The 13,219-nt window shown below is 40.2% G+C and carries 10 protein-coding genes; 2 read left to right on the top strand and 8 right to left on the bottom strand.

Features of this window, described 5'->3' with window-relative positions; genetic code table 11:
- Positions 1-39: 39 nt before the first annotated feature.
- The 7 genes from SJY16_RS06240 to zapA all read right to left on the bottom strand — a co-directional run bounded on the left by SJY16_RS06240 (position 40) and on the right by zapA (position 9,008).
- Complete coding sequence (locus SJY16_RS06240) at positions 40-1,734, bottom strand: long-chain-fatty-acid--CoA ligase (RefSeq protein ID WP_377888239.1); 1,695 nt, start codon at positions 1,732-1,734, stop codon at positions 40-42.
- A gap of 288 nt (positions 1,735-2,022) precedes the next feature.
- On the bottom strand, positions 2,023-3,375 hold the full coding sequence (locus SJY16_RS06235; RefSeq protein WP_377888055.1) for an IS1182 family transposase: 1,353 nt from the start codon (positions 3,373-3,375) through the stop codon (positions 2,023-2,025).
- A gap of 220 nt (positions 3,376-3,595) precedes the next feature.
- Entirely contained in the window at positions 3,596-4,003 is a 408-nt protein-coding gene (locus SJY16_RS06230) for a DUF350 domain-containing protein (RefSeq protein WP_377888237.1), read from the bottom strand.
- Positions 4,004-4,019: 16 nt separating this feature from the next.
- Positions 4,020-6,365, bottom strand: coding sequence for an endonuclease MutS2 (locus SJY16_RS06225; protein WP_377888236.1), 2,346 nt, complete (start codon positions 6,363-6,365; stop codon positions 4,020-4,022).
- A gap of 28 nt (positions 6,366-6,393) precedes the next feature.
- Entirely contained in the window at positions 6,394-8,109 is a 1,716-nt protein-coding gene (gene polX, locus SJY16_RS06220) for a DNA polymerase/3'-5' exonuclease PolX (RefSeq protein ID WP_377888235.1), read from the bottom strand.
- Positions 8,110-8,198: 89 nt separating this feature from the next.
- Complete coding sequence (locus tag SJY16_RS06215; RefSeq protein ID WP_377888234.1) at positions 8,199-8,741, bottom strand: CvpA family protein; 543 nt, start codon at positions 8,739-8,741, stop codon at positions 8,199-8,201.
- Positions 8,742-8,747: 6 nt separating this feature from the next.
- The gene (gene zapA, locus SJY16_RS06210; RefSeq protein ID WP_377888233.1) at positions 8,748-9,008 is read right to left on the bottom strand and encodes a cell division protein ZapA; all 261 of its coding nucleotides are present in this window, start codon (positions 9,006-9,008) and stop codon (positions 8,748-8,750) included.
- Positions 9,009-9,152: 144 nt separating this feature from the next.
- Here zapA and rnhC point away from each other — a divergent pair, with 144 nt between their 5' ends.
- Positions 9,153-10,103, top strand: a complete 951-nt coding sequence (gene rnhC / locus SJY16_RS06205; protein WP_377888232.1) for a ribonuclease HIII — start codon at positions 9,153-9,155, stop codon at positions 10,101-10,103.
- A 135-nt stretch (positions 10,104-10,238) separates the two neighbouring features.
- A complete protein-coding gene (locus SJY16_RS06200; protein ID WP_377888231.1) occupies positions 10,239-10,613 on the top strand; it encodes a cytochrome-c oxidase in 375 nt (124 codons plus the stop codon).
- A 177-nt stretch (positions 10,614-10,790) separates the two neighbouring features.
- On the opposite strand, the gene pheT is transcribed toward SJY16_RS06200, so the two are convergent.
- Positions 10,791-13,202 carry a phenylalanine--tRNA ligase subunit beta gene (pheT, locus tag SJY16_RS06195; RefSeq protein WP_377888230.1) on the bottom strand — a complete coding sequence of 804 codons (2,412 nt, stop codon included), beginning with the start codon at positions 13,200-13,202 and terminating at the stop codon, positions 10,791-10,793.
- Between the last annotated feature and the right edge of the window lie 17 nt (positions 13,203-13,219).

Genomic DNA, 13,219 nt, shown 5'->3' with positions numbered 1-13,219 from the left:
ATAACTATTTCTCATACAACAAAGAAAAAAAGCCAATCGCTAAAGCGATTGACTTTCCTTTTCCTTTTCTTCATCAACAAGTACGCGACGAAGAATTTTCCCCACCGTCGTTTTAGGAAGCTCTTCACGAAATTCATATAAATGCGGAACTTTGTAGGCTGCAAGAAAGCGCCTACAATAGTGATTTAAATCTTCTTCCGTACATGGCTTATTACTCTTAAGCACTACGAATGCTTTTACTGTCTCACCACGATAAGGATCAGGCACCCCTATTACAACTGCTTCTTGAACAGAAGGATGTTCATATAAAACCTCTTCTACTTCACGAGGATAGATATTAAAACCACCTGCAATAATCATATCTTTTTTACGATCAACAATATAAAAATAACCTTTTTCATCACGGTACGCCATATCACCTGTAAAGAGCCAGCCATCTTTTAGAACCGCTTCAGTTTCATCAGGTCGATTCCAGTACCCCTTCATAACTTGAGGGCCTTTTACAATAAGTTCACCTATCTCTTTAACTTCTGCAACCTCGCCCTCAGGATTTACAATTTCGGCATCGGTGTCTGGCCACGGCATCCCTACACTCCCGATGATATTTCCATCTGAAATTGGATTCGCATGAGTAACAGGAGAAGATTCTGTCAATCCGTATCCTTCTACAAGTCTTCCACTAATTTTCTCCTGAAATTTCTGCTGTACTTCGATCGGCAGTGGAGCTGATCCGCTAATACATGACTTGATCGATGATAAATCATAGCTATCAAAATCAGGTTCATTTAATAAAGATATATAGATCGTGGGTGCACCAGGGAATAACGTTGGTTTCTGTTTATCGATCGTTTTTAATGTGTCTCTAGGTTCAAATTTAGGCAATATAATCATTTTGGAAGCATACATAATAGAGAAATTCATCACACAAGTCATCCCATATACGTGAAAGAAAGGAAGAACGCCTAAGATTCTCTCCTCGCCGTAAGTAATATCGCGATTCCATACAATCATTTGCATCGTGTTTACGACAAGATTATAGTGTGTTAGCATGACACCTTTTGCTAGACCTGTTGTCCCACCAGTATATTGAAGCAAAGCCAAATCCTCTTTAGGATTTATTTCTAATTCAATTTCCTCTGACCTTCCATCTTTAACCCAACTTTGAAATGTATGGATTTCCTCGTTCAGAGGAATTTCTACGATTGGCCCCTGCTTATTCTTCTTTTGAACAAGTGGATAAAGAAAGTTCTTTGGAAATGGCAAGTACTCATTTATTTTTGTAACGACAACATGCTGTAGCACGGTCTTGTTTTTCACATTCAACACTTTTGGTAATACGAGATCGAGGCAAATAATGATAGACGCCTCTGAGTCGGTTAACTGATGTTCAAGCTCCCTTTCCATATACAGTGGGTTTGTTTGTACAACAATTCCGCCTGCCATTAGTACTGCATAGTAACTAATAACTGCTTGAGGACAGTTAGGAAGCATGATCGATACCCTTTCGCCCTTCTCAAGCCCATGATCTTTCAAGGAATTTGCTAGTCGGTTCGCTCGATCGTAAAGCTCGTTATACGTTAGCTCTTTTCCTAAAAAATGGACTGCCTTCTTATTTGGATAGTTTCGTGCCGCATCTAACAAGTACTGATGAAGAGGCTTGTTATCATAATCAATCGTTGGTGGTACACCCTCATCATAATGCGAAAACCATGGTTTTTCGCTACTATTCTTCATTATTTTTTCAACCTCCCTTTCAACTCTCCTTTCAAACCCTATTCTCTCTATAAAATAATTATAATGAAAAACAAGAAAATATCCTATCTTTTTTTGATTTTTTTGAATAGATTGGCAATTCACGTCACAACTTGTCTTATAAATATATAAAAAAAGACAGGTTTTCACCTGTCTTTTCAGCTTGTAGAGGAACCCCAGGTTCTTCTACAAGCTTTTTTTGTTGGTTTGTATTTTGAGGTCGTTTTTTTAAATTTTAATGTTAGTACTATGAAAAAAACTCTCCTTCACCTAGCTCACCCGGTCTAAGTGAAGGGCAATCTTCTTCATATTCTGACAGGCGGCAGTCAGTAACGCTTGTTCTCTTACTTTTTGTTTTCCACGCAAGCGACAATAACGCAGCCCATGCAGTTCTTTTGAATCTGCGAAGCTACGCTCAACCTTCTCTTTTCTCATGCGATAAATCCACTTTCCCTCATTGGAAAGTCGGTTCTGACGAACCTTTTCTTTTGCCCCTTCCCACACATGGCGTGTGATGGTTTTCTGGTGCTTCTGGTTCTCAGTGCAATGTGCCAGAAGAGGACAAGTCTTACATTTCGTGGGGTCCGACTTATAGTGACGATACCCTTCTCGGTCCGTCGTCGCGTACGCCAGTGCCTCACCCTGAGGACAAACATATCGATCGAGGTTTTCATCATATTTGTATTTCCATTTCGGAAGAAATCCTTTTTTACTTTGGTAGCGACGATGAGCGATAACGCCAAATACGTTTCGTTGTTCGAGTCCGTGACAAATAGGGGCTGTTAAGTATCCTGCATCTAGACCGACTGCTTCTACTTTAAAACCGAAGCGTTTTACCTGGCGGTCTAACCGTTGTAAATAAGGTTTGGAGTCGTGAATATTACCTGGAGTAATATGGACGTCGGTAATGATGTTGAATTTCATATCTGTGGTGCGATGATCTAAGTAAAAGAAACCTTCAGGTTTATGTTCTCGATATAAATAACCACTCTCAGGATCAGTATGACTGACTTTGATTTCCTTCGTCTTATTCACCTCCTTCTTTTCTTTTAGAGGCTTTTTTCCATGATCAGACCTGTCCTGTTCCACTGCTTCATTGAGTTCATCTATATAGTCGGCCGTTTCTACATGAACGTCTTTCCTGGAGAACTTTTTCTTATTCGCGCTCGCTTTTAGATGTGTGGAATCGGTGTAGAGAACTCGTCCTGACACCATTCGATGGTTCATAGCCTGGTGGACGACCTCATCAAAAACCTCTTGGAAAATATCTGTTTCATTAAAACGCATTCTGCGATTCCAGCTGATCGTAGAGTGATGGGGTACGGCGTCGGTTAAATTCAATCCGAGGAACCACCGGTACGCGACATTCGTTTGAATTTGACGCTCTAATTCGCGTTCAGAGCGAATGCCGTAAATATATCCAATAAACATCATCTTAAATAATACTAGGGGATCAAGGGATGGACGGCCGTTGTCTTCACAATAATAAGGACGGACTTTTTCAGGGATAAAGGAGAAATCTATGTAGTGGTCGATCTTACGTAATAAGTGGTTATCAGGGACAAGTTCATCAATCGTTACCATTTCTAATTCATTCTGCCGATCTTTCTTAGATTGAAACATTACATCACCGCCTAAAAAGAATCTATCTCTAGCTTAACAAAAGGGTGAAATAAAAAAAGGCAAAAAAAATAGGTTGTCGAGACTTTCTCGACAACCTGAAAAGACAGGTTTTCACCTGTCTTTTCTAAACAAAATAAAGTAAGTATACGATTCCAGCAATAAAAAATATACCTGAAACGACCATGAGTACTTTCCATAAAGTCTCCATCAAACTCTCTCCTTAACTGATCCCTGCTCCAATTACAAATGAAAGGCCTACTGAAATGACCATTGAAATAAATCCGACGGCACGGTTATCTTGCTTTATTTCTTCATCAATCCGAAATTTGGGAGTTAGAAATTCGAAAGTGAAATATCCGATCAATAATAATACAAATCCAAATACTCCCCAGCCCATCATCGTAACAAGAGAATCATTATGTTCAATTGAGAAACGAAATATATTAGCAATACCAAAGATTTTCCCGCCCGTCGCTAATGCGACGGCCAGGTTCCCTTTCTTGATTTCATCCCAGTTACGGTACGAAGTAACAAATTCAAAGACTGCGAGAAATACAATCATACATACGATGACAACACTATAGTTGGCTGCCGTTTGAAAAGCTATACTGTCCCAAAGTCGTTCCATCACTGAGCTTCCTTTCTTATTTCAATTCGACGACGGTTACCCCGCCACCGCCTTCATTCATTCCACCCATTCTTAGGGTTTTCACCCTAGAGTGACGTTTCAGCCATTCATGTACGCCTTTTCGTAGAGCGCCAGTTCCTTTACCATGTATAATAGAAACTTGATGATACCCTGCTAATAACGCATCATCAATATAGCGCTCTACTTCCATTTGAGCGTCTTCATACCGTTTTCCTCTTAAATCTAACTCCGTTTTTACGGAGCTATCACGTCCACGGACGGATACAAGCGGCTTCGTTTCAACAACAGGTTTGGACTTGATTTTCTCAAGATCGTTCGCCTTAACGTTCATTTTCATAATCCCAAGCTGTACTTGATATTCGTTCTTTCCAACCTGTTCAATGATATGCCCCTTTTGATTAAAGCTGATTACTTTAACCTCATCACCTGGCTGGTAAGAATTAACCTGCGCCTTTTTCGATGGTTGCTTACTAGCTTTCAGTTCTGGTTTCGAGTCATCTAGCTGTTTTTGAGCATCGATAAGCTGGTGTTCCTTTACCGATCCTTTTTGGAATGTACGGAGGTTATGGATAATCTTTTGGGCTTTTTCTTTTGCTTTTTCAACTTCTTCCGCTGCAAGCTTTTCAGCCTCTTCTAACATGCGTTCTCTTTGATTTTCAAACTTTGCAAGCTGTGCTTCCAAGTCTTTTTTTAATGTCTCTGCTTCTTTTCGAATGACTTCAGCACTTTCTCGATCAGACTCTGCTTTCTTCTGACTATCTTCAAGTGATGAAATCATTTTATCTACTTTATTACTTTCACTAGAGATTTGAGACCTAGCGTCATCTATAATGACTTCCATTAATCCGAGCCTTCTAGAAATTTCAAAAGCATTACTTCGCCCAGGCACTCCGATCAATAATCGATATGTAGGACGTAGTGTTTCAACATCAAATTCTACACTAGCATTCATGACACCTTCTCGATTATAAGCATACGCCTTAAGCTCACTATAGTGGGTAGTAGCAATTACTTTTGCTCCACTATTGTAAACATAATCTAAAATAGAGATGGCTAGCGCCGCTCCCTCTTGGGGATCTGTACCCGCTCCAAGCTCATCAAACAATACAAGGCTATTATGATCAAGGTTGTCAAGAATGCCAACGATATTCGTCATATGAGAAGAAAACGTACTTAAGCTTTGTTCAATCGATTGTTCATCTCCAATATCTGCGAAAATATGTTGGAAGATCGACATAGAAGAATCATCATCAGCAGGAATATGAAGTCCTGATTGCGCCATCAGAGTTAGTAAGCCCGCTGTTTTTAGCGTAACGGTTTTTCCCCCTGTGTTAGGACCAGTAATGACTAGTGATGAGTAATCCTCTCCAAGCTTTATAGAGATTGGAACAACTTCCTCTTGAGGAAGAAGCGGATGTCGACCCTTTCGTATTTCAAAGGCACCTTCATCGTTCATCGTAGGTTTCGTTGCTCTCAATTCATTCGCGTAAAGGGCTCTAGCAAATATAAAATCGATTTCTGCGAGCATTTCAACATTATGTCTTAGAGTTTCTGCTGATTCAGCCACTTTGGCAGTCAACTCTGTAAGTATGCGCTCAATTTCTTGCTTTTCTTTTACTTTTACCTCTTTGAGTTGGTTATTAATAGAAACGACAGATTGAGGCTCAATGAAAAGAGTAGCGCCTGAAGAAGATTGATCATGAACCATTCCTCCAAACGAGCTTCTGTACTCCTGTTTCACCGGAATTACATATCGTTCATTTCTAATCGTTACCAGTGCATCAGACAACATTTTTCTTGTGCTTGAAGAACGGATTAAACTTTCCAACTTTTCTCTTACTCTCGATTCATAACTTCTTAACTGCGTGCGGAGACGCCTTAAGGCATCACTTGCAGAATCAAGCAAGTCGCCATCTTGGTCAACACAAGCATTAATTTCACGCTCAAGCTCTGTCTCACTCATGATCTGGCTTACTAGACCACCTAATAGAGGAAGCTCTATTCCATCCTCAATCATGTTTTCTAAGAAGGTCTTAAATCTTTTTCCTCCATAGATCGTACTCGAAATATCCAATAATTCTGATGGATTCAGAACTCCACCAATTTCAGCTCTCTTCAAACTCGGGCGAATATCTCTAATTCCACCAAGGGGAGCTTGGCCACGTAGGCGAAGGACGGTTCGCCCTTCATCCGTTTCATTTAGGTGACCGTTCACCTCTTCTAGATTATAGAATGGAACTAGCTGTTCGGTCTTTTGCTTCCCTAGAGAAGAGGATACATGCTTCCCAAGCCTCTCTTTAACTTTCTCAAATTCAAGCAGTCGCAACACTCTACTGTTCAATGGTCCGTTCCTCCTACGAAGCAGAAATTTATTTATGACGGTCGAAAAATGCTTCCAGTTCATCTACCGTAAATGTATTTATTACACTTTCTTTTCGTAACCAGCCTCTTCTTCCTGCTGATACGCCAATTTCCATATGTTCGAGCATATCCATGTGATGCGCATCGGTATTGATCATTATTTTAACATCTTCTTCCTGTGCTTTTCTCAGCCATGTTGCTGCTAAATCTAGACGGTTCGGATTTGCATTCAATTCAAGAGCCGTATTTGTTTCTTTAGCAAGAGCAATTAGCTTCTCATGGTTAAGCGCATACCCTTTTCTTCTTCCTAGTATTCTTCCTGAAGGATGTGCGATCAAATCTACATGATGACTTCTTAATGCTGTTTCAAGTCTAGCCATAATCGTTTCTTCGTCTTGATTAAATGAAGAATGAATCGAAGCGATGACGAAGTCCATCTTTTCTAAAAGGTCATCATCATAATCTAGTGTGCCATCAGGGAGGATGTCCATCTCTACTCCTGCAAAGATTTTGAAATTGCTCCACTTCTTATTCAATCGGTCTATCTCAAGTCGTTGCTGACGTAATCGATCTGGCGTCAAACCATTTGCAACTTTAAGAAACTCTGAGTGATCTGTAATCGCGATGTAAGAATACCCTTTCTCTCTTGCTCTCTCGGCCATTTCTTCTATTGTATAAGCACCATCACTCCATGTAGAGTGCATATGAAGGTCGCCCTTAATATCACTCAAAGTGACAAGTTGACTTTCAGATTCCTCTGCTGCTTCAATTTCACCACTATCTTCACGTATTTCTGGTGGAATAAACGCCAACCCAAAATGTTGATAAAATTCTTTTTCATTTTCAAACGTTAATACTTCACCTGTTTCAATAGATTCAACACCATATTCACTTATTTTCTCGCCCTTTAACTTTGCAATTTGACGCATCTTAACATTGTGGTCTTTTGAACCTGTGAAATGATGGAGAGTTGAAGCGAATTCTTCTGGTTTAACGAGTCTAAAATCAACTGAAACTGAAAATTCATCATCCATTTCCAAAGTGATTTTCGTATCTCCCTGTACTACGATTTTCGAAACGCCTTCTAAGGAAACGAGTGCATCGGAAACATCTGCTGTTTTGGTCGTAGCGATAATAAAATCAAGATCTTTAATCGTTTCTCGAACCCTTCTAAGGCTTCCTGCTCTTGCAAATCGCTCTATTCCATCTATCTTTTCTAGCTGCTTTTCAATTTTTTCTGCAAGAGGTAACATATAAGCGATCGATAACCTTTCTGGTCTCTTTCCTGCTTCATCAATCGCTGCTAAAATCTTCTCTTCACTCTTCTTCCCGAACCCAGGCAATTCTTGTATTTTCTCCTGTTTACATGCCTCTTCTAGGGTTTTCATATCGACAACACCAAGTTCATGATAAAGCTTAGCAATTTTCTTGCCACCTAGCCCTGGTAATTTAAGAAGTGGCACTAAACCTTCTGGCACTTCTTTCTTTAACGATTCTAGGGTTTCGGATTCTCCATTTGCTATGATTTCATTAATAACTGCTGCTGTCCCTTTACCAATTCCATTAAGCTCAGCAGGATCACTGATCTGATCCATACTTCGATCATCCGTTTCAAGAGCTCGAGCGGCTTTTCTAAATGCAGATATTTTAAATGGATTTTCACCCTTTAATTCCATATACACAGCTATTTCTTCAAGGTAGTTAATAACATTCTTTTTATTCACTTCGATCTCACCCTTCATAAGGAATCGTCAATTAAAGGTTTTTTCCTATCTTATTCTATCACAAACAAATAACCCTTCATGGTGAAGGGTTATGCGACGTGTGTACTCCATAAATCTTTTATTTGTTCTGTTAGCACTGGTGTATGCTTTACAATACTCTCGGCAATCACCGAATCGGATATCGCTGTCTGAACAGTTTCATTCGGGAACAGAGCTGCTAGAAAAAGGAAGAGAAAAACGACGATATAGACCTCCACAAATCCGAGCAATCCCCCTAACCAACCATTCACTGTTTTTAATATAGGAAGTTCTGCTAAGAAATCCAGCATCGATCCAATGATCTGCATAATAATTTTGGTTGCAAAGAACAATAGTGCGAAAGCTATACCGCTGTAATATGTAGCTTCCAGATTTATTGCATCGAATACCATTGCTGAAGCAGAAGCTTCTCCACCTAATGAAGGATATGGTATCCAAAGCTTTAAATGAGGTGCAAGATCACGGAAATATGCATACGCAACGATAAACGATACAATAAAGCCAGTTAGGTGGACCACTTGCAAGATTAACCCTCTTCGCAAGCCAACTATAAATCCACTAACTAGTATAATCAAAAGAATTAGATCAACCATCTTACGTTATTCCTCTTCTCTAAGTTTTTTCTTCAGTTCTTCAAGTTCCTTTTTGATCATCACATATTCGTTAACTATATTTACTGCAGTCAATACTGCTAGCCGTTTCGTATCGAGATAGGGATTCATGCCCTTTATTTCACGCATTTTCTCATCGACTATAGTAGAGACTTCTTGAATATGTTGATGACTTTTATCGCCAACTATTTTATATTGTTCACCATAGATTTCCACGGTAGTGCGAACTTTTTCATGACTATCTGTCACCCAATAAGCCTCCTATCATGAGAAAGAATCCTAACTTGTATCATATCACGAAAGTATGTTGTTGAAAAATATATTGGACAATTCTTGTTGTAGGTACAGTCTGCTATAATAGGTTGCAGTATAGCTAACTAAGGGAGTTTTATTATGTCACAGGTAGTAATAACTGTATCACCATCCATTATGACGGAAATGAGAAATAATTACAACAGCAGGTTAAGCGATAAACAACCGCCAGGAAGCGTTTTTGTAGCCAAATTACCTTCCTGTACTATTACAGCATACCGTTCAGGTAAAGTTCTGTTTCAAGGGTCTGGCGCTGAAACAGAAGCGAAACCCTGGCAACCAGGCGCAGTCACCCCTTCTCCCAAGAAGAAATCAAGTAAGAAAGTCGGCGATCACCAATTCGCCCCACCGCCCACTATTTCAACATTATCAGCGATCGGTAGTGATGAAGTAGGCACCGGAGATTTCTTCGGACCTATGACCGTGGTGGCTGCATTTGTCGATGCGAAGCAAATGCCGCTATTAAAAGAGTTAGGCGTAAGAGACTCAAAAGGGATGAAAGACCCTGAGATTATTGAAATAGCAAAAAACTTAATCAAAACAATTCCATATAGTCTACTTGTTCTCCCGAATGAGAAATATAATTCTATGCAACAAAAAGGAATGAACCAGGGGAAAATGAAAGCTTTACTGCATAATCAGGCCATTCAAAATGTGCAGAAAAAAGTACCTTCATATGACGCGATTCTCATCGATCAATTTGCTAAACCAGAGATATACTTCAACTACTTAAAAGGCCAGCCTACAATTGTTAAGGACTCGGTATATTTTGCAACAAAAGCCGAAGAACTTCATCTAGCGGTTGCGGCAGCATCGATCATCGCAAGGTACTCCTTCGTAATGGAAATGAATCGCCTTGGCAAAGAAAACAAGGTAGAACTGCCAAAAGGAGCTGGTCCAATCGTTGATCAAGCTGCGGCAAAATTAATTCAAAAGCATGGAGAAGATGTTTTAAATAAAGTTGCAAAAGTGCATTTCGCTAATAGTAAGAAAGCAAAAGACCTTGCTGAGAAAGCTAACAAACGGCGATAACTAAGAAAGCTGGCGCGTAATGCCAGCTTTTTTGCATTTATCCCCCTCTTTCCTACCATGGTCAATTTCACAGTACTAACAGGAGTATTCGTAAATATAATAGCGTTAGTGTGAAAAGAATGGGGGAGAAACAAGATGGGGATTACGTTTATTAAATTAGCTGTTATTTACCTTTTTATTGGATTAAGCATTGGCATATCTATGGAGATGGCACACGACCATTCCTTATCCGGTTTGCATGCACATATTAACCTTGTTGGCTGGGTATCAATGGCTATATTTGGACTGATTTATCACCATTTTGACATCTCTGATAACCTTTTCGCTAAACTTCATTTCTGGTTATATAACCTATCTCTTCCTGTTTTTATGCTTGGGCTTGGATTCTTACTATACGGAAACGATTCATTGATTCTTCTCGTAATCATAGGAAGTTTTGTGTTGTATATATCAGTCATTTTGTTTGCAATCAATGTACTATCAAATATCAAACCAACTTCAAAAAAATAAAACCTATCAAGGACTTCAGTCTTTCTAAATCCTTTTCTCTGAGAGTAGTGGTGGATTTCCGCTCCAAACGCTCGCTTTCCGCGAGGCGGATAGTATTCGTACACCTACGGCATAGGGAGAACAAAACCATTAACTTCTCTACAATCAAAAATCCCGCATTTCTGCGGGATTTTTGATTTAGCTACGTAACGCTGCTCCAAACTGTTCTTCTACAGCTTGTAGTACGCGACCATGTGCATTCTTCACTTCTTCTTCAGTTAATGTTTGTTCAGGATTGTAATATCGTAACGAGAAGGCAAGCGACTTCTTACCATCTTCTAGATGCTCTCCTTGATAAACATCGAAGAGGTTAATATCAACGAGCTTATCTCCGCCTACTTCTTTAATCACGCGCTTAACTTCCGCTGCTTCAAGTGTTTCATCTACCACCAACGCTACATCTCGTGTAACTGAAGGGAAACGAGGGAGCTTTGCGTATTTCAGGTGAGCTACGTTAGCCTTAAGCACCTTTTCAAGGTTAAGTTCAAACACATACGTTTCTGGTAAATCTAGCTCTTTTTCTACTTCTGGATGTAGCTGACCAATATAACCGATCGATTCACCATCAAGTTGAATTGCTGCTGTTCTTCCTGGGTGTAGCTTAGGCTCTTCGGCACGAACAAACGTTAAGCGATCTTCTAAACCAAGATCCTCAGCTATCTCTTCTACAATACCTTTGATCACAAAGAAATCAGCTGGTTTCTTTTCTTTTTGCCATGGGTGCTCTTGCCATAATCCTGTCATTACTCCTGCAAGATGCTCCTGTTCATCAGGAAGATCAGATCCAGAAGGTAGGAATACTGAAGCTGTTTCATAAAAAGCAAGGTTCTCAAGCTGACGATTAATATTGTATTGTGCAGCTTCAAGAAGATGAGGAAGTAAACTTGTACGAAGTTCACTACGTTCTTCACTCATCGGCATTGCAAGACGAATGGCTTCAGATGACTCATCTGAGAAGAACACACGCTTTGCAGGAGAAGTCAATGAATACGTCACAGCTTGATAAAGCCCAGCTCCTTCAAGTAAGCGCCTAACGCGGCGTCGTTTTAATTGAAAGTCAGTTAATTGACCTGGCGTGCTTTCTGTAATAGGAAGCGTAGCAGGAACATTATCATATCCATAAAGACGACCAACTTCCTCAATCAAGTCTTCTGTAATCGTAATATCCGGACGTCTTGGAGGAACCTGTACAGTAAACGTTCCGCCGAAGTTTTTATAAGAAAACTGCAGACGATCAAAGATTGCTGCAACGTCGGATTCGGAAATCTCAGTTCCAAGCACTTGATTGATTCTAGAAACTTCTACAGTCACATCTTTCGCTTCAACGTGACGAGCGCCCTGTTCAGAAACGCCTCTTAAGACAGTTCCACCCGCAAGTTCTTGCATGAGCTGTGCTGCTCTTTCACTTGCTGGTAATACGCGATTGCGATCGATTCCCTTCTCGAACCGCGCACTAGAATCACTTCGTAGCCCAAGATCTTTTGATGATTGACGAACGAGCTTACTATTAAAATAAGCTGCCTCAAGCAATACAGTGGTGGTATCCTGTTGAACCTCTGAATCAGCTCCACCCATAACACCTGCAACCGCAACTGGGTTCGTTCCGTTTGTAATAACAAGATGGTCACTTGAAAGCGTGCGCTCTGTATCATCGAGCGTTACTATTTTTTCTCCTTGATTAGCTCGCCTGACAACCACTTCTTTTGAGCCAAAACGGTCAAAGTCGAATGCATGTAATGGCTGACCATATTCAAGAAGTACGAAATTCGTTATGTCTACCACATTGTTAATCGGGCGTATACCAGCAGAGACAAGTCTGTTTGCAAGCCACTGTGGAGAAGGCTTTACAGTAATGTCTTTTATCATAGTAGCGCCATAATATGGGGTATCTTCTTCGTTTTCAACTCGAACTGATACATAGTCTTCAGCATTCTCTTCAGAACGAACAAGCTCTGGGGAAGGTAGAGAGATCGGACGATTTAAGACAGCACCAACCTCATAAGCTACGCCAATCATATTCATAGCATCTGCACGGTTTGGAGTAAGACCAAGTTCAAGAACGTTGTCATTCAAATTCAAGTATTCTAATGCATCTTCACCAGGGGTAACCTCATCACTAAATACAAAGATTCCTTCAGCATATTCCTTCTGAACAAGTTTGGATTCGATTCCAAGTTCTTGTAGAGAGCAAATCATTCCATGAGAAGGTTCTCCACGAAGTTTTGCCTTTTTGATCTTAAAGTTACCAGGAAGTACTGCTCCAACCTTTGCAACAGCTACATACTGTCCTTTAGCTATGTTAGCTGCACCACAAATAATTTGTACGGGTTCATCTTCCCCTATGTCTACTTTACATACAGAAAGTTTGTCTGCATCTGGATGCCCGACGCATTCAAGCACGTGCCCAATGACTACGCCTTTGATCCCTTTGTTCAAACTCTCTACTGTTTCGACTTCAATACCGCCTTTAGTAATCAGTTCTGCTAATTCATCAGCTGAATACCCTTCAAGGTCTACATACTGACTTAGCCAGTTCAATGATACGAGCATGATTTCTCCTCCTTACG

It is taken from the genome of Alkalihalobacillus sp. R86527 (genome assembly GCF_042466185.1).
Classification (GTDB): Bacteria; Bacillota; Bacilli; order Bacillales; family Guptibacillaceae; genus Guptibacillus.
The sequence above is the reverse complement of the archived record's forward strand: the minus strand, read 5'-3'. Positions and strand labels throughout refer to the sequence as shown.